A 20,899-nucleotide genomic window follows, 5' to 3' on the forward strand; every position below is an offset into this window, starting at 1 on the left:
CTATTGTCCCGGAAGCGTCGGGGAGGCGGGCGCCGCCTCCGGGGCCGAGAGCGGGCTCGCGCCCGGGGTGATCTCCAGGGTGGCGGGGTCGATCACTCCGTAGCGGGGGCTGACGCTCACCTCCTGGGCGGTCAGGTAGGGCTGGATCCGCTCGTTGAGGTACAGGTTGGAGGCCTGGACCCGGATGGACGGCTCCTGCCGCTCCAGCTCCTCCTCCACCTGCCGCTCCAGGTCCTCCTCGGGGACGCCCTGGAGTCTTCCCTGCTCGGTGAGCTGGTCGCGCAGCCCGTCGCGGACCCCGTCCTCCAGTGCGCCGATCTCGCCCGGGGCGGCCCCGCCGACCAGGGCGTCGCCGATGACGGCCATCGTCACCTGGTCGTCGATCTGGGAGTCCGTCAGCCCCTGGTCCGCCAGGGCGTCCCGGCCGCCGAGCTCGGCGAGGCGGGCGCGGGTGTCGTCGGCGGCGACCGTGATGCCCTCGGCGTCCGCCAGCTGCTCCATGACGGTCATCACGATGCGCGTGCGCAGCAGCCCGCTGGCGAGCTGGGAGCGCTGCTCCTGGGGGATCTCCTGGCCGAACGACGCGGCCAGCTCCTCGACCTCGGCGACCTCGGCCTCGATCTGTTCGTTGCCGATCCGCTGGTCGCCGACGACGGCGGCCGCTCCGGCCTGGCCGTTCACGCAGCCGGTGGACAGGAGCATGGCCGCGGCGGCGGCCGCCGCGAGGGCGGTCCGGCGGCGCGGAGAGGTCGGGCGCACGGTGGTGGCCTTTCAGTCGGTGACGGACGTCGGGGACGGAACGGTGCGCCGCCCACTGTGCCGCACGGAGTGCTCCCCGCGCCACTCCGGGTGTTCGCCCGCGCTCGAAGGGGGCAGCCAGCCGCCCCCGCGCAGCGCGTCGATGACCCGCGCGACCGACTCGGCCTCGGTGTCCAGCGACGTGTCGATGACGAGATCGGCGTCCTCGGGGGTCTCGTACGGATCCGAGACCCCGGTGAACTCGGGGATCTCCCCGGCGCGGGCCCTGGCGTACAGGCCCTTGCGGTCGCGCGCCTCGCACACCTCCAGCGGGGTGGCCACGTGCACGAGGAAGAAGTCGCCGGTGTCCTCGGCCATGCGGCGCACCTCGGCGCGGGTCGCGGCGTAGGGGGCGATGGGCGCGCACACCGCGACGCCGCCGTGCCGGGCGATCTCGGCGGCCACGTAGCCGATCCGGCGGATGTTGAGGTCGCGGTCGGCGCGCGAGAAGGTCAGCCCCGAGGACAGCATGCGGCGCACCACGTCGCCGTCCAGGAGGGTCGTCGTGCGTCCGGCGCGGCGCACCCGCTCGGCGACCCCGCGCGCCACCGTGGACTTGCCCGATCCGGACAGCCCGGTGAAGAAGAGGGTGAGGCCGCGGTCGGCGCGCGGGGGCCGCGTCCGCGCCAGCGCGGCGGCCACGGGTCCGGGGGTGAACCAGGAGGGCAGCGCCCTGCCGTGGGCCAGCTCGGTCTCGACGTCGGCGTCGGCGAGCTCGGGCCGGGCGTGCTCGGGCGCGACCTCGGCCGCGGGCCGCCAGACGCCCTCGCGCGTGTCGTGGGCCCACTCCCCCGCGGGCAGCACCACGGCGGGCGCGCCCTCGGGAGCCCGGTCCGCGCGGGCCGGTTCCAGGACGACGTGGGTGGCGCCGTAGGCGGCGGCCACGTGCGCGGCGAGCAGGTCGCGCCGGCGCGCGGGCAGCTCGGGGGCGCCGTCGGCGGCGGCCGTGGGCAGCGTGACGACGGCGAACCGGGTGTGCTCGGGCAGCAGCGGCCGGGCCGCGAGCACGGCGGGCGCGGCGCCCTCGCCGTCCAGGGGGGCGTCGATCAGGACGAGGAGCTCGGGGGCGCCGCCGATGGCGGCCAGGGCCGAGCGGACCAGGGCGAGCGCGCGGTGGTGCAGCGGCCGGTCGGTGACCACGGCCAGCATCGGCCGCCCCGGGTCGGGGCGGTCCGCCCGCACCTGCCCGGTGGTGAGCCGCAGCGGGCGCAGCGCGCCGTGCGCGGGCGGAGCGGCCGGGCGGAGCGCGCCCGCGAGGCGGACGCTCCCCCCTTCCCGGTGGCTCTCGGCGACCTTCAGCTCGGCCAGCGGCGCGCCTTCGGGGTCGGTGAGGACGAGGCCGGGCGCGTCGGCGAGTTCGTCGGGGACGGCCAGGACCGCGGGCACCGGCCAGGGCGCCCCGGCCGGGGGCGGACCCGGCTCGGCGAGCGCGGCGGCCTCGGCGGCCGTCATGAACCCGGGCAGCGGGCAGGCGCCGGTCAGGAGCAGCTCCAGGTGGGCCATGCCCTGCGGTCCCGGAGTGAAAGCGGGCAGGCCCCCGGTGGCCCCGGTCATCGCGGCTCCCTCGTCGGTCGGAGAACGTCCGCCCCCAGCGTATTCGGCCCGGCCCGCCCGCCTCCGCCCAGGTGGCCCCCGCGCGCCCGGCGCCGCCCTGCCGGCCCCCTGTCCCCGGACCGGGGCGGGCCGGTATGCTTCCCACCCCGCGAACGGGCGAAACGGGGCGTTTCGGGGAACAGCGTCACCTCCCGTGGTGTTTTCCATAGTGACCGGAACACCGGTCACCTCCGGTGATCAAGCCGCCGAATCCGGGTGCGCCCGGTGCGACGCCCCGCGTAGTCTGTATCCGGGGAGCACACCGATCCGTAGCCGGCGCGACCTTTCCGCCGCACGGCAGGCACCGACCATCACACGCCCCACCTGGTGATATGAGCCTTTCTGGACTTCTCTCCGTCGTCTCCGGCGACCCTGCCCTCGGCAAGGCGATCGACACCGCCCGCGGCGGGCGCGATCCCCGTCTCGACATCGTCGCGCCTCCCGCGCTCCGCCCCTTCGTCGTGGCCGGACTCGCGGCCGACGCCCCCGTGGGCGCGGGGCGTCCGGTACTGGCCATCACCGCTACGGAGCGTGAGGCCTCCGACCTGACCGGTGCCCTCGGCTCGCTGCTGCCCGCCGACTCCGTGGCCCTGTTCCCCGCGTGGGAGACCCTCCCCCACGAGCGCCTGTCCCCCCGCTCCGACACCGTCGGCCAGCGCCTCGCAGTCCTGCGCCGCCTGGCCCACCCCGACCCGTCCGACCCTCTGACCGCGCCCCTGCGCGTGGTGGTCGCGCCGATCCGCGCCGCCCTCCAGCCGCTGGTCGCCGGGCTCGGCGACCTCAGGCCGGTGCGCCTGCGCGCGGGTGACGAGGCCTCCCCGGACGACGTGGTGCGGTCGCTCGTCGAGGCGGGGTACGCGCGCGTCGACCTGGTGGAGAAGCGCGGCGACATCGCCGTGCGCGGCGGCATCCTGGACGTCTTCCCGCCCACCGAGGAGCACCCGCTGCGACTGGAGTTCTGGGGCGACACCGTCGAGGAGATCCGCTACTTCCAGGTCGCGGACCAGCGGTCGATCGCCGGGGCCGACCGCACCGGGGCCAGCGCCGACTCCGGCCTGTTCGCGCCGCCCTGCCGGGAGCTGCTGCTCACCGACGCCGTGCGCGAACGCGCCCGCTCCCTGTCCGTCGAGCACCCCTCGCTCTCCGACATCCTGGGCAAACTCGCCGAGGGCGTCACGGTGGAGGGCATGGAGGCGTTCGCGCCGGTCCTGTCCGAGCGCATGGAGCTGCTGCTGGACCTGCTCCCCGAGGGCTCGCACATCGTCGGCTGCGACCCCGAGCGCATCCGCACGCGCTCCCAGGAGCTGGTGGCCACCAGCAAGGAGTTCCTGGACGCCTCCTGGATCAACGCCGCCTCCGGCGGCGAGGCCCCCATCGACCTGGGCGCCTCGGCGTACCAGTCCATCGCCGACCTCCGTTCGCGCGCCGACCAGATCGGCCTGCCGTGGTGGACCGTCACCCCGTTCGACGCGGGGGTCCCCGCCTCGGCCGAGGAGGACGACTCCGTCCTGGTCGGCGCGACGGCCTCGGACGAGTACCGGGGCGACACCGAGCGCGCGCTCGCCGACGTCAAGTCCTGGCTGCACGACGAGTGGCGGGTCGTGCTGCTCACCCCCGGCCACGGCCCGGCCGAGCGGCTGCTGTCCATGCTGCGCGACGCCGGACTCGGCGCCCGGCTGCGCACCGAGCTGCCCGAGCCGCCCGAGGCCTCCGTCGCGACCGTGACCACCGGCCTGATCGAGCGCGGCTTCGTGTGGCGGTCGGTGCGCCTGGTGGTGCTGACCGAGACGGACCTGGTCGGGCAGCGCTCCTCCACCCGGGACATGCGCCGGATGCCGAGCCGCCGGCGCGGCGGCGTCGACCCGCTCCAGCTCAAGCCCGGCGACTACATCGTGCACGAGCAGCACGGGGTGGGCCGCTACATCGAGATGGTCAGCCGCAGCATCCAGGGCGCCACCCGCGAGTACCTGCTCATCGAGTACGCGCCCTCCAAGCGCGGCCAGCCGGGCGACCGCCTGTTCGTGCCGACCGACCAGCTGGACGAGGTCACCCGGTACGTCGGCGGCGACGCCCCCGCGCTGTCCAAGATGGGCGGTGCGGAGTGGACCAAGACCAAGAACCGGGCGCGCAAGATCGTCCGGGAGATCGCGGGCGACCTGATCCGGCTGTACTCGGCGCGCCAGGCCTCCCCCGGACACCCGTTCGCGCCGGACACCCCGTGGCAGCGGGAACTGGAGGACGCGTTCCCGTACATGGAGACGCCCGACCAGCTCGCCGCGATCGACGAGGTCAAGCGCGACATGGAGAAGCCGCTCCCCATGGACCGGCTGATCTGCGGCGACGTGGGCTACGGCAAGACCGAGGTCGCGGTGCGCGCGGCCTTCAAGGCGGTGCAGGACGGCAAGCAGGTGGCGCTGCTCGTGCCCACCACGCTGCTGGTCCAGCAGCACCTGTCCACGTTCAGCGAGCGCTACGCGTCCTTCCCCGTCACGGTCAAGCCGATGTCGCGGTTCCAGACCGACTCCGAGATCGAGCGCACCCGCGAGGGGATGCTCAGCGGTGACGTGGACGTGGTGATCGGCACGCACCGGCTGCTGTCGTCCGAGACCAGGTTCAAGAACCTGGGCCTGGTGATCATCGACGAGGAGCAGCGCTTCGGCGTCGAGCACAAGGAGGCGCTCAAGCGGCTGCGCACCCAGGTCGACGTGCTGGCCATGTCCGCCACGCCGATTCCGCGCACCCTGGAGATGGGGCTCACCGGCATCCGCGAGATGACCACGATCCTCACCCCTCCCGAGGAGCGGCACCCGGTCCTGACCTTTGTCGGCCCCTACGACGAGAAGCAGATCGCGGCGGCCGTCCGGCGCGAGCTGATGCGCGAGGGCCAGGTGTTCTTCGTGCACAACCGGGTGGCCTCGATCGACAGGGTCGCCGCGACTCTGAGCCGGCTGGTCCCCGAGGCCCGGGTGGCCTACGCGCACGGCCAGATGAACGAGCAGCAGCTCGAGAAGGTGATGGTCGACTTCTGGGAGAAGAACTTCGACGTCCTGGTCTCCACCACGATCGTCGAGTCCGGCCTGGACGTGCCCAACGCCAACACCCTGATCGTCGACCGGGCCGACAACTACGGCCTGTCCCAGCTGCACCAGCTGCGCGGCCGGGTCGGACGCGGACGCGAGCGGGCGTACGCCTACTTCCTGTACCCGGCCGACAAGCCGCTCACCGAGACCGCCCACGAGCGCCTGGCCACGGTCGCCCAGCACACCGAGACCGGTGCGGGCATGTACGTGGCGATGAAGGACCTGGAGATCCGCGGCGCCGGCAACATCCTGGGCGCCGAGCAGTCCGGCAGCATCGCGGGCGTGGGCTTCGACCTGTACGTGCGCATGGTCGGCGAGGCGGTGCGCGAGCTCAAGGGCGACCCGAACGCGGTCGAGGAGGTCGAGACCAGGGTCGAGCTGCCCATCGACGCGCACATCCCGCACGACTACGTCCCGGGTGAGCGGCTGCGGCTCGAGGCGTACCGGCGTATCGCCGGGGTCGGCGGCGAGGAGGACATCGCCGCGGTGCGCGAGGAGCTGACCGACCGGTACGGCGAACCCCCGCAGCCGGTGGACAACCTGCTGGCGGTCGCGCGGTTCCGGGTGCTCGCCAAGAGCGCGGGGCTCACCGACGTGATCCAGCAGGGCGGCCAGATCCGCTTCGCCCCGGTGGACCTGCGCGAGTCCCAGCAGCTGCGGGTGCGGCGGCTCTACCCCAAGTCGCTCCACAAGGAGTCGGCCCGGACCCTGCTCGTCCCGCTTCCCAAGGCGTCCGGCATCGGCGGCAAGCCGCTGCGCGACCTGGCGCTGCTCACCTGGGCCACCGAGCTGGTCGAGGCGGTCTTCGAACCGGGCCGCAGGCGCCCCCAGGGCTGACCCTTCCGAAGGACGCCCGCCACGGTTGCGGCCGGGGTCCGGCTCGGTGGTGCGGGGTGTGCGCGGCGGCAAGCCGCGGTCCTTCCTCCCGCTCCGCCACGCGTGCCCGCTGAGCAGGAAGCCCTCCTGGGAGGTTCCGCCGCGGGGGTCCGGTGGCGCGCGTCCGGATCATCGGGAACCTGAGCGGGCCTTCGAAGACCACGCGGCCTTCGCGAAGCGACGGCGGCGCGAGCACACGCCGCCGCCCGCCCGCCGTTCCCGGGGTCCGGGGCGTCCGTCCCGTGCGGCCGGATCGTAAAGTCTCCGGCGATCCCCGGTTCATCGCCGATTCTCGACACAACTGGAGCGACTACTCTTAGTATTCGATTATTCACTATAAGTGCCAGCTGTGGAGAAGGACGATCGCCCGATGGAAACCGCCTCCGGCCCCGAACCCGCCGACCACACGGCCCTTCCGCGACGGCGCCGGGCTGCCGTCGCCGCTGGTGCGGCCCCTTCGGACGCCGGCAGGGGCGGGGGCGCCGCCGACCCGTCACCGCGACGATGACGCCCGTCGCGGCCCCGCTTCGGCGGCGGACGGGCCCGCCCGCTCCCGGGGGTGGCGTCCGGTGAGCGACGAGACCGCCTACCTGACCGACCTCGCCGAGGTGCTGTGGCCGTGCGGCGGACTGCTGGGCCGCCGCAACCGGCCGCTCCGGAGCGCGTCGAAGGCGTCCGGCACCCCGCTCGGCCCGATCCGCGAGTACCTCCCGATCCCCTCGGCGTACAACCCGCGGGTGATCCTCCCCGCCACCGACCGGTACGCCGCCGTGCGCGGCATCGCGGCGTTCACGCAGCGGCACTCGTTCGGGGAGCGGCTGAGGGCGGCCCTGCTGAGCACGGCGTTCGCGAGCGGGATGGCCCCGCTGCTGCTGCGCGACCGGCTCCGGGTCGGGTCTGGGCACACCATCGAGCACGCGCTCTCGGAAGCCCTGGGCCGCGAACTCGTCATCGCCATCCACGTCGGCCCGCCGCGCGCCAACCGCAAACCCGTCCTGCTGCTGCTCACCCCCGAAGGGCGGACCGCCGGCTACGCCAAGGTGGGGGTGAACGCCCTGACCTCGCGGCTGGTCGCCGCCGAGACCGACGCGCTTCGCCTGCTCTCGGGCACGCCCCTGCGGGACGTGACGGTGCCGCGGCTGCTGCACGCGGGCGAGTGGAACAGCCGCCCCCTGCTGGTGCAGGAGGCCCTGCCGATCGGAAGCCGGACGGACCGGCCGACCAGGCGCCAACTGCTGCGCTGCGTCGTCCAGGTGGCGGGCCTGGAGCCGATCACCCGGCGGCCGCTGGCCGCCTCGCCCTACCTGCGGGCGCTGGCCGGCCGGGTGGCGGCCCTGGGCGACCGCCCCGAGGCGGGCGCGCTGGGTGCCGCGCTGAGGCGGCTGCCCGACGTCCGGATGCCGTTCGGCGCCTGGCACGGCGACCTGACCAGGTGGAACGTCGCCAGCACGGCCCGGCGGGCGTTCCTGTGGGACTGGGAGCGCCTGGCCTTCGGAGTCCCGGTGGGATTCGACGCGCTGCACTACGAGCTGAACGAGTCGGTGCAGGCCGGCGTGCGCCAGGGGGTGCGGCGGTGGCTCGACAGCGGCTCGGCGCTCCTGGCCGATCCCGTGCTGGCCGCGACCGGGCTCAGGCGCTCGGCCGCGGCCACCGTGATGGCGCTGTACCTCGTCGACCTGGCCACCCGCTACCTGCACGACCGCCAGGCCGAGGCCGGAGGCCGCCTGGCCGCCGTGGACGACTGGCTGCTCCCCGCCCTGGCGGACCTGGAGGAGCGCGCCATCCGCGAGGCCGCCTCGAACTGACCCCGGCCGGGACCGGTCCGACTCCGGTCCCGGCCGACCCGAAGGGCGCACCACCGGTGCGCCGTCCCGAACGAGCGAGGAAGACCCTTGACCAAGACCATCTCCGCGCAGCGGTCCGACCGTCCCCGCCTGAGGAACGCGATCCAGTCGGTGTCGAACGCGTTCGGCCAGCTCACCCGCAACACGCGCACCCTGCCCGACTTCCTCCTCGTCGGCGCCCAGCGCGGCGGCACGACCCCGCTGTTCAGGGCCCTGAAACAGCACCCGCTGGTCAAGGGGCCGACCCTGCGCAGGGGCGTGCACTACTTCGACGTCCACTACGACCGCGGCCTGGACTTCTACCGGGGCCACTTCCCGACCCTGTCGGCCGTGCGCAAGCACGGCCCCGAGGGCGGCGTCCGGGTGTTCGAGTCCAGTCCGTACTACATGTTCCACCCGTTGGGGGCCGAGCGCATCGCCCGGGACCTGCCCTGGGTGAAGGTCGTCGTGGCGCTGCGCGACCCGGTGGAGCGCGCCTTCTCGGCGCACGCGCACGAGTCGGCCCGCGGCTTCGAGACCGAGCCCTTCGAACGCGCCCTGGAACTGGAGTCCGAGCGCCTCGAAGGCCAGGACGAGTACCTGCTCACCCACCCGGGAGCGCGCTCCTACAGCCACCAGCACCACGCCTACCTCGCCCGGGGGCGCTACGCCGAGCAGCTGGAGCGCCTGGAGCGGTTCCTGGGCCGCGAGCGGATACACGTGGTGGAGAGCGAGAGCCTCTTCGAGGACCCCGAGCGGCACTTCGCCGCGCTCGAGGATTTCCTGGGACTGCCGCACCACAACGGCGTCCGCTTCGACCGGCACAGCGCCCGGACGCGCGGTGGCGTGGGCCCCGCCCTTCGCGCCCGCCTGAACGACCACTTCGCGCCCCACGACGAGCGCCTCGCCCGCTGGTGGGGTCGGGTCCCGCACTGGAGGCGCTGAGGGGCCCGCCGCTGCCGGGGCGGCGGAGGGGAGGCGACCGGGGGCACGGCGGCAAGGCCGCCCCCGGCGGGGTCGCGCGGAACGGGACGGTCGACATGGCGGGACCGCCCACGACCACGACTCTATTACCTCAAGTCATAATTAAATTACTCTAAGTTATGCAATCATTGCGACATGGCATCTCCCCATGTCCTGCTCGTCGCCTCCAGCGGAGGACACCTCGCCCGGTTGTGGCCGTCGCGGCCGTGGTGGAACGAGCACGAACGATTCTGGGTCACCTTCCGAACCCCCGACGCGACGTCCACCCTGAAGGGTGAGAACGTCCGCTGGGCCCGCCGACCGACCACCCGGCACATCGGCGACCTGATCCGCAGCACCCTGCTGGCGGTACGCGTGTTCACGCGGCACCGGCCCGCCGTCGTCGTCTCCACCGGCGCGGGCGTGGCGCTGCCGTTCTTCGTCATGGCCAAGCTGTTGGGCGTGCCGACCGTCCGCATCGAGGTCTACGACCGGATCGACACCCCCACGCTCACGGCTCTCCTGTGCCGGCCCTCCACCAGCCTGCTCCCCGCCCAGCGGGAGGAGCGGCGCGAGTCCACGCCGGCCTCGATCACGGCGGGACCGCTGCCGTGACCTGCCGTCACCCCGGTCGGCACCGACCACCGCCTCGACCACGCCGGCGCCGCCTTCGCCGGCCTGCCGCGCTCCCGGACCGCCGAACCGCCCCCTCCGCCTTCCTGATCCGCCGCGCCGCCCCGGTGGACGGCGGCGGGCCGGCCGGCGAGGCGGTCCCGCGCGGCTGCGCCCGGGCGGCCGGACAGGCCGCGTTCGCCGAGACCGCCGACGAAGCACCGCTCGGGATCGCTCACGGACACCGGGAGCGCTGCTCCGAGCAGCCGAACGACCGCTTCGAGTCCCCGGACGTGCCCGCGGCCCCCGAGTCCTCCCGGGAGGACTCGGGGGCCGCGACGAGAGCGGGAGGTCCGCCCGTCACTCGGCGCGGACGATCATCCCCGCGCCGACCGTCGCGTTCGTCCCCTCGTCGATCAGGATGAACCCGCCGGTCAGCCGGTTGCGCTTGTACTCGTCGGCGAACAGGGGCTGGGTGACGCGCAGGTTCACCCTGCCGATCTCGTTGAGGGACAGGTCCGCGGCGTCCTCCTCCCGGTGCAGGGTGTTGACGTCCAGGCGGTACAGCAGGTCGCGGACCACCACCTTGGCGGTGCGGGTGGTGTGCTTGACGACCAGCTTCGAACCCGGCGTGAGCCTGCGGCTCTCGGACATCCAGCAGATCATCGCGTCGACGTCCTGGGTGACGTTCGGCCTGTTGTTCGGACGGCAGATCATGTCACCGCGCGAGATGTCGATGTCGTCCTCGAGCAGCAGCGTCACCGACATCGGGGAGAACGCCTCGGCGACCTCGCCGTCGGCGGTGAGGATCCTGCTGATCCGCGTGCTCAGCCCCGAGGGCAGGTGCACGACCTCGTCGCCGGGCTTGAGCACACCGCCCGCGACCTGGCCCGCGTAGCCCCGGTAGTCGTGCAGCTCCGGGTCGTCGGCGCGGTTCGGGCGGACCACGTACTGCACCGGGAAGCGCACGTCGATCAGGTTCCGGTCCGACGCGATGTGCACGTTCTCCAGGTGGTGCAGCAGCGACGGGCCGTCGTACCACGGCATGTTCAGCGAGCGCTCCACCACGTTGTCGCCGTGCAGCGCCGACAGCGGGATGAAGGCGAGGTCGGTGACGTCGAGCTTGGTGGCGAACGCCGAGAACTCCTGCTTGATCTCCTCGAAGCGCTCCTGGGAGTAGTCCACCAGGTCCATCTTGTTCACCGCCAGCACCAGGTGCGGGACCTGGAGCAGGGTGGCCAGGAAGGCGTGCCTGCGGCTCTGCTCCTGCAGGCCCTTGCGGGCGTCCACCAGGATGATCGCCAGGTCCGAGGTGGAGGCCCCGGTGACCATGTTGCGGGTGTACTGGATGTGGCCGGGGGTGTCGGCGATGATGAAGGTCCGCCGCGGGGTCGCGAAGTACCGGTAGGCCACGTCGATCGTGATGCCCTGCTCGCGTTCGGCGCGCAGGCCGTCGGTGAGCAGCGCCAGGTTGGCGCCCTCCTCACCCCGGGTGCGGCTGGTGCGCTCCACCGCGTCGAGCTGGTCCTCGAAGATCGACTTGGAGTCGAAGAGAAGGCGGCCGATCAGGGTGCTCTTGCCGTCGTCGACGGAGCCGGCCGTGGCGAACCGCAGGATGTCAGTACTCATGTGCAGCTAGTCCAAGTGCGTTGGCGCGGGTGGGTGGGGTCGGGAGGGCCGCGGAGGCCCGGTCGGGGCTCCCGGGCTCCTCCGGGCGGACGCCCCCTGCGGGGGCCGGAACGACTTCTCGGGCACGCCCTAGAAGTAGCCCTCGCGCTTGCGGTCCTCCATGGCGGCCTCGCTGGCCCGGTCGTCCGCGCGGGTCTGGCCCCGCTCGGTGATCCGGGTCGCCGCGATCTCCGCGATCACCTCGTCGAGCCCGGTCGCGGTCGAGCGCACCGCTCCGGTGCAGGTCATGTCGCCCACCGTGCGGTACCGGACGGAAGCCTCGAAGACCTCCTCGTCCTCCTCGCGCGTGATGACCGGGGTGTCGGGCAGCAGGATGCCGTCGCGCTCGAACACCCGGCGGCGGTGCGAGAAGTAGATGGAGGGAAGCTCCACGCCCTCGCGCCGGATGTAGCCCCACACGTCCAGCTCGGTCCAGTTGGACAGCGGGAACACCCGGATGTTCTCACCCCGGTTGACGCGGGTGTTGTAGGTGTTCCACAGCTCGGGACGCTGGTTCTTGGGGTCCCACTGGCCGAACTCGTCGCGGAAGGAGAAGATCCGCTCCTTCGCGCGGGCCTTCTCCTCGTCGCGGCGGGCGCCGCCGAACGCGGCGTCGAAGCCGTGCTCCTCGATGGCCTCCAGCAGCGCGGACGTCTGCAGGCGGTTGCGGCTGGCCCAGCGGCCGGTCTGCTCGGTCACCTTGCCGGCGTCGATCTGCTCCTGCACCGAGGCCACCACCAGGCGCACCCCGGTCTCGGCGACCCGCCGGTCCCGGAACTCGATGACCTCGGGGAAGTTGTGACCGGTGTCCACGTGCATGACCGGGAAGGGGATCGGGGCCGGCCAGAACGCCTTCTCGGCGAGCCGGAGCATGACGATGGAGTCCTTGCCGCCGGAGAAGAGCAGCACCGGCCGCTCGAACTCCGACGCCACCTCCCGCATGACGTAGATCGCCTCGGCTTCGAGGAAGTCGAGCTGCGAAAGCTGATAGCGCCCGAGGGCTTCACTGGCCTGACTCATAACCCGCCTCATGCTCGCTTCGCTCACCGGGCCGAGGGGCCTCAGGCTCCGGTGTGTGGACCCGCACTGTCCAGATCCGCTACGTTGCGAATACTGGCTAACAACATACTCGACAACTCCGGTCGGCATACCAGGATATCCGGCAGGTACGGGTCGGCTTCGTTGTAGGTCAGGTTAGCGCCGTCGATTCGGGAAGTGTGCAGGCCAGCGGCCCTGGCGACCGCCACCGGGGCCGCGCTGTCCCACTCGTACTGGCCGCCCGCGTGGATGTAGATGTCGGCGATCCCCAGCAGCACCGCGCAGATCTTCGCGCCCGCGGACCCCATCGGGACGAGCTCGGCGCCCATCCGGGTGGCCAGGCGCCGCACGAACTCCGGCGGCCTGGTCCTGCTGGTGGTGATCCGCAGCCGCTGCTCGGCCGGACGCTCCTCCGGCAGCCACGGCGGGTCCACCGTCGACAGCGTGCTGCCCTGCGCCGGAAGCGACACCGCGCCCGCGACCAGCTCGCCGTTCTCCCACAGCGCCACGTGCACGGCCCAGTCCATCCGGCCCTCTTCGGAGAACTCGCGGGTGCCGTCGAGCGGGTCGATGATCCACACGCGGCGCGCGCTCAACCGCTTGGGATCGTCCACCCCCTCCTCCGACAGCACCGCATCGCTGGGACGCAGCCTCCCCAGCGCGGAGAACAGGAACTCGTGCGAGACGCGGTCCCCCAGGGTGCGCAGCACCTCGGGCTCGTCGAATCCGCTGCGCGTACGCAACCGCGTCAGGTGCTGCCCGGCCTCGACGGCCAGGTCGCGCGCAACCTCATGATCGTTTCTGATGGTGCTCACCAGGCTCAGTATGCTCCCGCTCCACGGACGACCGCCGAACACGTTTTCCACGGAATCTGAACGTCCAGAGTCAGCGACCAGTTTTCCACGGACCGCGGATCCAGGCGCACCGATTCCTCCCGCAAGGGGCCGGGCCGCCCGCGCACCTGCCACGGGCCCGTCGTCCCGGCACCCTGTCGCCTCCTCGGGAAACGGCGGCCGCGGACCGCCCGACGACATGCCGCCCTCGACCACGTTGACCAGCTGCGGCGGCCCGTCCGACGCACACCACCGCGACCACGGCCCCACCCGGGTGACACGCGGGCCCCGCGCGCCGTGAGCACTCCGTCGTGCCCGCCGCGTGAGCGCGGCGTCGCCTTCCGCGACCCCGCCCCGACGACCATGGTACGAAACCTGTGGAGCGCGGACCCGACCCCACCCCCGCCCGCCCTGGTCTTCCGGAAGAGCACGGGCCCCGGGCCCTCCCGCCCGGACGAGCGGCACCAGGCCCCCGGCGGCGGAGTCGACAGCGCCGGCGGCAGCACCGAGGCCGGCGTGTGGAACAGGACCCCCGGCGACGCGGGGCTGGCGGGGCACGGCCGCGCGACGGCGCGGCCCGGACCGACGCTGGGCAGGCTCCGGACGGAAGCCCCGCCACTCCCCGACCCGCGGCACGGATCGGGGACCCCGACCGCTCTCAGGCCGCGGTGTGGTAGATCAACTGGGCCTTCTCCAGCCCCGAGACCAGCACCGTCTCCACCGCGTCGGCGGCGCGGGCCACGTCCACGTCCAGGTCCCCGCGCTCGACCGAGGAGAAGTCCTTCAGGACGAAGGCCGCCGCGTCCATGCGCCCCGGGGGGCGCCCGATACCGACCCGCACCCGGACGTAGCCGGGGCCGTCCAGCGAGGCCGTGACCGAACGCAGGCCGTTGTGGCCGCCCGACCCCCCGCCCCGCTTCAGCTTCAGGGCGCCGAACGGGATGTCCAGCTCGTCGTGCACCACGACGACGCGCTCCACCGGGACCTTGTAGAACGCGCACAGGTTCGCGACCGGGCCGCCCGAGAGGTTCATGAAGGAGCGCGGCTTGGCCAGCACCACCGGCACGCCCTCGACACGGGTCTCCACGACCTCCGCGTGCGCCTTGTGCGCCTTCCAGCGCTCGCCCGCCTGCGCGGCGAGCGCGTCCACCACCATGAAACCCACGTTGTGCCGGTTCCCCGCGTACTTGGGCCCGGGATTGCCCAGTCCGACGACCAGCCAGCGCTCCGCGCTCACGTCACCACTCTCCACCACTCGTACGTCAGGCCCCGCGGACGCGGACGCGCGGCCTCCCCACAACCGTGTGAGAAGACCGCGCGTCAATGCGAATCCGTTCGACGTGGCGTCGACCTACTCGGCGGCGGGCGCCGCGGCGGCCTCGCCCTCCTCGCCGGCGCCCTCCTCGGAGGTGCGCTCGGCGGCGATCGTCACGACGAGCGCCTCGGGGTCGGTGGCCAGCTCGGCCCCCTCGGGGAGCTTCAGGTCACCGGCGGAGATCTGCGCACCGGCCTCGAGACCGGTCACGTCGACCTCGACGCCCTGGGGAATGTGGGTGGCCTCGGCCAGCACCTCGATCTGGACCAGCTCCTGGTTCAGCACCCCGCCATGGGCGACCTCACCGGTCACGGTCACCCAGATCTCCACCGAGACCTTCTCGCCCTTCTTCACGACGAGCAGGTCGACGTGCTCCAGGAAGCCCTTGATCGCGTCGCGCTGGACGCTCTTGGGCAGGACCAGGTTGTCGCCGCCCTCGACGCCGTCCAGGCGCAGCAGCACGTTCGGGGTCTTCAGGGCGAGCATCAGGTCATGGCCCGGAAGGGTGATGTGACGGGGGTCGGTGCCGTGGCCGTAGAGGACGGCCGGCACCTTGCCCGCGCGACGGGCGCGGCGCGCGGCGCCCTTACCGAACTCGGTGCGCGGCTCGGCAGCGATACGTACCTCGGACACGACGGAACTCCTTGGTGTGGATCATCCCCCGCGGCGACGGGGAGACACGGCTTCTACGAAACAGCCCCGCTCCATACCAGCGGGAAAGCCCCGCCTACGCGGGGAAACACGATCTCGCCGCGCCACTGGTGAAGCGGCCCGCGCGAGCGCGGGGATTACCCCACAGACGCGGGGAAGCTCATAGCAGTCTAACGGCTCCGCCGACGGCTCGTGCACGGGCAGGCCGGTCGGCGGGTGTCCGACACCCGCCGACCGGCCCTTCCGCTCACTCGAACAGGCTCGTCACCGAACCGTCGCTGAAGACCTCCCGGATCGCGCGGGCGACCAGCGGCGCGATCGACAGCTGCGTCAGCTTCTCGAACTGGCGGTCCTTGGGGACCGGCAGCGAGTTGGTGATGACCACCTCGGAGATCCGCGACTCGCGCAGCCGGTCCACGGCCGGACCCGACAGCACACCGTGCGTCGCGGCGACGATGACCTTGGCCGCGCCCTGCTCGAAGAGGGCGTCCGCCGCCTTGACGATGGTGCCCGCGGTGTCGATCATGTCGTCCACCAGCACACAGGTGCGGCCCCGGACCTCGCCCACGACCTCGTGCACCTTCACCTCGTTGGCCACGTCCGGGTCGCGCCGCTTGTGGATGATCGCCAGCGGCGATCCCAGGCGGTCCGCCCAGCGGTCCGCCGTGCGCACCCGGCCCGCGTCCGGGGACACCACCGTGGTCTCGGACGCCTCCACCTGCGAGGCCACGTACTCGGCCAGGAGCGGAAGCGCGAACAGGTGGTCCACGGGGCCGTCGAAGAAGCCCTGGATCTGGTCGGTGTGCAGGTCGACCGCCATCAGACGGTTCGCGCCCGCGGTGCCGAACAGGTCCGTGATCAGACGGGCCGAGATCGGCTCGCGGCCGCGGTGCTTCTTGTCCTGCCGCGCGTAGCCCAGGAACGGCGTGACCACGGTGATGCGCTTGGCCGAGGCCCGCTTGAGCGCGTCCACCATGATCAGCTGCTCCATGATGGACTTGTTGATCGGCTCGGAGTGGCACTGGATGATGAACGCGTCGCTACCGCGCACCGACTCCAGGTAGCGGACGAAGATCTCACCGTTGGCGAAGTCCTGGAACCTCGTCGGCACCACCTCGATGCCCAGCTCCGCCGCGACCTCCTCGGCGAGCTCGGGGTGTGTGCGCCCCGAGAAGAGCATCAGTTTCTTCTGCCCCGCGGCTTTCATGCCGGTGACGTGCATATCCCCCACAGTTTCCCGCCTACTTTCTTCGCCTGCCGACAGAGCCCGCCGGTCGGGGGCACGCCCGCGACGCGGTCAACGGCCCTCCTCCGAGCCGGCCTCACTCGCCCTCTCCGCGGCCTCCGCGGAGGGTGTTCCGGGACGCTTGCGGCGCACCCACCCCTCGATGTTGCGCTGGGGGCCGGACGACACCGCCAGCGCGCCGGGCGGCACGTCCTCGCGGACCACGGTCCCGGCGCCCGTGTAGGCGCCGTCGCCCACGCGGACCGGGGCGACGAACATGTTGTCGCTGCCCGTCCGGGCGTGGTCCCCGATGACCGTGCGGTTCTTGGTGACCCCGTCGTAGTTGACGAAGACCGAGGAGGCGCCGATGTTGACGCCGCGGCCGATGTCGGCGTCGCCCACGTAGGTCAGGTGCGGCACCTTGGAGCCCTCGCCCACCACGGAGTTCTTCACCTCGACGTAGGTGCCGACCTTGACCCCCTGCTCCAGCCGCGCCCCCGGGCGCAGGTAGGCGTAGGGGCCGACGGTCGTCCGGGCGCCGATCACGGCCTCGTGCGCGACCGTGTGCGAGACGACGGCGTCGTCGCCCACGCTGGTGTCGCGCAGCAGCGTCGCGGGTCCCACGCGCGCGCCCTCGCCGACCTCGGTCCGGCCCTGGAGCTGGGTCTGCGGTTCGATCACGCTGTCGCGCCCGACCGCGACCTCCGCGTCCACCCAGGTGGAGGCGGGGTCGACGACGGTGACGCCGTCGCGCATGAGCTGTTCGAGCAGGCGGCCGTTGAGCAGCCGGCGCGCCTCCGCGAGCTGCACCCGGTCGTTCACGCCCTCCACCTCGACCCGGTCCTCCGCGGTGAAGGCGCCCACCCCGTGGCCGTCGCCGCGCAGGAGCGCCACCGCGTCGGTGATGTACTCCTCGCCCTTGGCGTTGTCCGTGGACAGCCGGTTGACGACCTCGGCGAGCAGCGCGCCGTCGAAGGCGTACATGCCGGAGTTGACCTCGTCCACCGCGCGCTGGGCCTCGGTGGCGTCGGCGTGCTCGACGATCCCGGTGAAGGCGCCGTCGGCGTCGCGCACCACCCTGCCGTAGCCGGTCGGGTCGGGGACGCGGGCCGAGAGCACGGTGACGGCGCTGCCGGACTCCTGGTGGGCCGCGACCAGGCCGCGCAGCGTCGAGCCGCGCAGCAGAGGAGTGTCGCCGCAGGTGAGGACGACCGTCCCGGAGAGTTCGACGTCCTGGGCGCGCAGCTCCTCCACGGCCATGCGCACCGCGTGCCCGGTGCCGTTCTGCTGCTCCTGCACGGCGGTGGCGGCCTCGGGCGCGACGTCCTTGAGGTGCCGCGCGACCTGCTCTCTGGCATGCCCGACCACCACGACGGTGCGCTCCGGTTCGAGTTCGGCGGCGGCGGCCAGGACGTGTCCCAGCATGCTCCGTCCGCAGATCTCGTGGAGGACCTTGGGGTGCCTGGACTTCATACGGGTGCCCTCGCCCGCCGCTAGGACGATGACGGCAGCCGGACGGCTCACGCTCACTGGCGGAGACTCCTCGTGTCGCTGGCGGATGAACGTCGGCTCCGGTCCGCGACGGGAACGGTCCTCGCGGTCGGTGCGCGGTGTCGACGGGTCGGAAGACCCACTCAGAGCACGCCGAACACCCACGTCTTGGGCCGACACGGGCAGCATACAGGGGGGATGGCGCGCAGCCGGGCCCGCCTCGGCGGGGAGGGCGACACTTTGGGCGCAACCGGGGTGAAACAGCGCAGGGGCTCCGGCCGCGAAGGCTCGAACCCCTGTGTCTGATTGATGAAGTTTCCCACTGAGCGCGTTTGCGCTGGTCAGTGATGAGTCGCTCCCGGACCAGGACTCGAACCTGGACGATGGGGACCAAAACCCCAGATGCTGCCAATTACATCATCCGGGAATAAAACGGACATTTCCTTCTGGTTCATCTAAGTCTAGGTGACCCCGTGGACCGTCCGCTCTTCCAGGCACCAAGATAACCCTTTCCCCACCTCCAAAGCATCTCGACTGCGCTTCATCCGTCCAACGGCTGTCGGCAACCGGCTGAGCCGCCTCCACCAGGAGACGGCTCACACCGGCTCAAGGGACAGGTCCGCCACTTACTCATCTTCCAGGTGGCTCGACTTCGTCCCTGATGCGAGCGATGGCTTCAGTGGATCCAAGCATGACCGCCCTGGACAACCCTTCGATACGCCGGTAGAGCCCCGCACTCTTCTGCGCGTAGACGACCAGGCACCCTTGGTAGTGGTCTCCCACCTTCTTACGCACCGTTTCGGGGTTGTGCTTCTTCAACGACGGGCTCTTGAATCGATCTTCGGGCACACCTACCACTTCCGCCCAGAAGCGGGTAGCGGCATCGACGTCAGCACTCTCATGGATACTCAGCCGAAACGAGAGGCGGTCGCACCCCCAACCGCAGAGACCCAGGAAACGGAGGAAGAGCCGGATCAAGTCCGGGTCACTGTTGATCAGAACAACTACGTTCTGCCTTCGCCACGGCTTGCTCTTGGCACCCTCACACCAGTAGATCATTGCTCCTGCTATGAGCAGCTCACGGTCCGTGACCTCCCCGATCTCGCTCGCCCCAGCAATGATCTCTCCCTTTCTCTCCTCTACCTTGCCCTGCAAGTAGGCGTCTGCCTTGGCCTTGACCCGGTTCGCGCAGTGCGCCTCCCACTCCTCCTGGGTCATCTTCCGCTCTTTCGGCACCGGACCCGGGTAGGGCTTGTCCGGCTTGGGCAGGTCACGCAGCCACAGGGACAGGCTGCTCTTGGACACCCGCAGCCTGCGGGCGATGGCGTCGTAGCTCCAGCCCTGCTCGCGCAGGTCCAGCGCCTTCGCCCGCACCTCGGTCTTGGCGCGGTTGGCGAGGTTCTCGTGTCTGGGATCGACATGGCCCTGGAAGAGCTGGGTGAGCTTCCAGCCGCTCAGTCCCAGTTCGGCCCGGATCTCGGGGTTGCTCCAGCCCTGCTCGCGCAGGTCGATCGCGCGGGCACGGAGGACGTCGTCCGACTCGTTCGAACGCTTGTTCTGTTCCATGTCCCCAGCGTGGAGCAGTGTCGACACGGCGACGCAAGTGCTTTTCGGCTTGTCCACAGCCGGAATTCGGGCCGGGTCAGTGACATGTGTCTCCCGAGTAAGGTTCCCGGTCGCATTTCCACTGGCCAGGTGGGCAGTCGTCATCCGCACGAAGTTCCCGGCCGTCCACCCCTTGCCAAACCTACGGGGCCGTAGGTTACGGTTACGTAGGTATAAGTTGCACGACGACCGCCGGGCGGTCGGGTGGCGGCCGGCGACGACCGCGCATCCGTCCCCCTGACAGGTCTCGCCTGACGAGGTGGTGTGCGGCCGGTTCCGCGACCGGTCGAACCGACTCCCCCTCTCGGGACTGGGGCCTTATCGCCCCGATCCGCACGGCCGTCCCGAACGAGGTGGACAACACATGACCGCAGCACCCGAGATCGCACCCGAGAACACCCGGAGGGGTCCCGAACCGGAGATCCTGGAGGAGAAGCGCGGCAGGGCCGAGCGCTACACCGTCTTCGCGTTCGTGTTCGTCCCGCTGCTGGCCGTCGCCGCGGCGGTGCCCTTCGCCTGGGGCTGGGGCCTGTCCTGGACCGACGTCGCCATCGGCGCGGTCTTCTACGTCATCAGCGGCCTGGGCATCACGGTGGGCTTCCACCGCCTGTTCACGCACGGCTCGTACAAGGCCAACCGCCCGCTGAAGATCGTGATGGCGATCGCCGGGTCCATGGCGATCGAGGGCGGCGTCATCAAGTGGGTGGCCGACCACCGCCGCCACCACAAGTACGCCGACCACGAGGGCGACCCGCACTCGCCGTGGCGCTTCGGCGAGGACTGGCGCTCGGTGGCCAAGGGCCTGTACTACGCGCACATGGCGTGGCTGTACCTGGACGAGCAGAAGACCTCCCCCCGCCGCTTCGCCCCGGACCTGCTCAAGGACAAGGACCTGGTCCGCATCGACAAGTGGTTCGGCGCGATCGTGGCGTTCTCGCTGCTGGCCCCGGCCGTCATCGGCGGCCTGGTGACCATGTCCTGGTGGGGCGCGGTGACCGCGTTCTTCTGGGCGAGCCTGGTGCGCATCGCCCTGCTGCACCACGTGACCTGGTCCATCAACTCCATCTGCCACACCATCGGCGAGGAGAACTTCGAGGTCCGCGACCGCTCCCGGAACGTGTGGTGGCTGGCCATCCCGTCCTTCGGGGAGTCCTGGCACAACCTGCACCACGCCGACCCGACCTGCGCGCGGCACGGTGTCCTGAAGGGGCAGATCGACATCTCCGCACGGGTCATCTGGGCGTTCGAGAAGTTCGGCTGGGCGACCAAGGTGCGCTGGCCGAACGCGGAGCGCCTCGCGGCCAAGCGTGTGCAGGCCTAGGCTGATC

At 71.8% G+C, this 20,899-nt stretch carries 15 protein-coding genes and 1 pseudogene; 5 read left to right on the forward strand and 11 right to left on the reverse strand.

From position 1 onward, the window contains the following. Positions 1–759: a SurA N-terminal domain-containing protein gene (locus EV190_RS00840; protein ID WP_133739468.1), complete on the reverse strand. Its 759-nt coding sequence runs from the start codon at positions 757–759 to the stop codon at positions 1–3. A gap of 12 nt (positions 760–771) precedes the next feature. Then, positions 772–2,352, reverse strand: coding sequence for an adenylyl-sulfate kinase (gene cysC / locus EV190_RS00845; protein WP_133739469.1), 1,581 nt, complete (start codon positions 2,350–2,352; stop codon positions 772–774). A 371-nt stretch (positions 2,353–2,723) separates the two neighbouring features. Here cysC and mfd point away from each other — a divergent pair, with 371 nt between their 5' ends. From mfd to EV190_RS00865, 4 genes are all read left to right on the forward strand, one after another. Beyond that, a complete protein-coding gene (gene mfd, locus EV190_RS00850; protein ID WP_133739470.1) occupies positions 2,724–6,308 on the forward strand; it encodes a transcription-repair coupling factor in 3,585 nt (1,194 codons plus the stop codon). A gap of 608 nt (positions 6,309–6,916) precedes the next feature. Continuing rightward, complete coding sequence (locus tag EV190_RS00855; protein ID WP_133739471.1) at positions 6,917–8,152, forward strand: phosphotransferase; 1,236 nt, start codon at positions 6,917–6,919, stop codon at positions 8,150–8,152. Positions 8,153–8,239: 87 nt separating this feature from the next. Next, the gene (locus EV190_RS00860; RefSeq protein WP_133739472.1) at positions 8,240–9,115 is read left to right on the forward strand and encodes a sulfotransferase family protein; all 876 of its coding nucleotides are present in this window, start codon (positions 8,240–8,242) and stop codon (positions 9,113–9,115) included. A 174-nt stretch (positions 9,116–9,289) separates the two neighbouring features. Then, entirely contained in the window at positions 9,290–9,748 is a 459-nt protein-coding gene (locus EV190_RS00865; RefSeq protein WP_133739473.1) for a UDP-N-acetylglucosamine--LPS N-acetylglucosamine transferase, read from the forward strand. 357 nt (positions 9,749–10,105) lie between these two features. On the opposite strand, the gene cysN is transcribed toward EV190_RS00865, so the two are convergent. The 9 genes and pseudogenes from cysN to EV190_RS00910 form a co-directional block, all read right to left on the reverse strand. Continuing rightward, on the reverse strand, positions 10,106–11,374 hold the full coding sequence (cysN, locus tag EV190_RS00870) for a sulfate adenylyltransferase subunit CysN (protein WP_133739474.1): 1,269 nt from the start codon (positions 11,372–11,374) through the stop codon (positions 10,106–10,108). Between the two features lie 129 nt (positions 11,375–11,503). Then, positions 11,504–12,433, reverse strand: a complete 930-nt coding sequence (gene cysD / locus EV190_RS00875) for a sulfate adenylyltransferase subunit CysD (RefSeq protein ID WP_133739475.1) — start codon at positions 12,431–12,433, stop codon at positions 11,504–11,506. Between the two features lie 41 nt (positions 12,434–12,474). Then, the gene (locus EV190_RS00880; protein ID WP_133739476.1) at positions 12,475–13,266 is read right to left on the reverse strand and encodes a 3'(2'),5'-bisphosphate nucleotidase CysQ; all 792 of its coding nucleotides are present in this window, start codon (positions 13,264–13,266) and stop codon (positions 12,475–12,477) included. A gap of 237 nt (positions 13,267–13,503) precedes the next feature. Further along, a pseudogene (locus EV190_RS24395) lies at positions 13,504–13,920 on the reverse strand (hypothetical protein); the annotation flags it as partial. Between the two features lie 22 nt (positions 13,921–13,942). Beyond that, complete coding sequence (pth, locus tag EV190_RS00890; protein WP_243742256.1) at positions 13,943–14,539, reverse strand: aminoacyl-tRNA hydrolase; 597 nt, start codon at positions 14,537–14,539, stop codon at positions 13,943–13,945. Between the two features lie 96 nt (positions 14,540–14,635). Beyond that, positions 14,636–15,232: a 50S ribosomal protein L25/general stress protein Ctc gene (locus tag EV190_RS00895; protein WP_133739478.1), complete on the reverse strand. Its 597-nt coding sequence runs from the start codon at positions 15,230–15,232 to the stop codon at positions 14,636–14,638. A 265-nt stretch (positions 15,233–15,497) separates the two neighbouring features. After that, complete coding sequence (locus EV190_RS00900; RefSeq protein WP_133740088.1) at positions 15,498–16,472, reverse strand: ribose-phosphate diphosphokinase; 975 nt, start codon at positions 16,470–16,472, stop codon at positions 15,498–15,500. A gap of 75 nt (positions 16,473–16,547) precedes the next feature. Then, the gene (gene glmU, locus EV190_RS00905; protein ID WP_133739479.1) at positions 16,548–18,005 is read right to left on the reverse strand and encodes a bifunctional UDP-N-acetylglucosamine diphosphorylase/glucosamine-1-phosphate N-acetyltransferase GlmU; all 1,458 of its coding nucleotides are present in this window, start codon (positions 18,003–18,005) and stop codon (positions 16,548–16,550) included. 591 nt (positions 18,006–18,596) lie between these two features. Beyond that, positions 18,597–19,532 carry a helix-turn-helix domain-containing protein gene (locus tag EV190_RS00910; RefSeq protein WP_166655347.1) on the reverse strand — a complete coding sequence of 312 codons (936 nt, stop codon included), beginning with the start codon at positions 19,530–19,532 and terminating at the stop codon, positions 18,597–18,599. 403 nt (positions 19,533–19,935) lie between these two features. Between EV190_RS00910 and EV190_RS00915 the strand changes: the two genes are divergently transcribed. Continuing rightward, a complete protein-coding gene (locus EV190_RS00915; protein ID WP_133739481.1) occupies positions 19,936–20,892 on the forward strand; it encodes an acyl-CoA desaturase in 957 nt (318 codons plus the stop codon). Positions 20,893–20,899 lie beyond the last annotated feature (7 nt).

This window comes from Actinorugispora endophytica (genome assembly GCF_004363075.1).
Classification (GTDB): Bacteria; Actinomycetota; Actinomycetes; order Streptosporangiales; family Streptosporangiaceae; genus Actinorugispora; species Actinorugispora endophytica.